The organism is Brevundimonas sp. 01N35 (assembly GCF_056399785.1).
Genome location: NZ_JBFTRZ010000050.1, coordinates 1 through 351, shown reverse-complemented (window position 1 = coordinate 351; position 351 = coordinate 1). Strand labels below are relative to the sequence as shown.

The window sequence follows — 351 nt, the reverse complement described above, 5'->3', positions numbered from 1 at the left end:
CTCCTTGCGCTGCTTGGCCTTTCGGCGGCCACCTCGGCGACCGCCGCCGGCCAGACGCCGGGCGACCAGTTCTTCGCCCGCCTGACCGCCCTGTGCGGCAAGACCCTGACCGGCCAGGTCGTCGCCGGCGACGCCGCCGACGAGCCGTTCCGCAAGTCTGCGCTGGTCATGACCGTGGACCGGTGCGACGCCCGCGAGATCCGCATCCCGTTCAGCGTCGGCGAGGACCGCTCGCGCACCTGGATCGTCACCCGGCTCGACGACGGCCGCCTGCGCCTCAAGCACGACCACCGCCACGCCGACGGCGTCGAGGACCAGCTTTCCCGCTACGGCGGCGACACGGTCGAGGCT

Annotated in this window: 1 pseudogene; it reads left to right on the top strand. The window is 73.2% G+C overall.

Annotated elements, in window-relative coordinates:
- Positions 1-9: 9 nt before the first annotated feature.
- Positions 10-351 (top strand): annotated as a pseudogene (locus AC1DJ5_RS14710) (hypothetical protein); the annotation flags it as partial.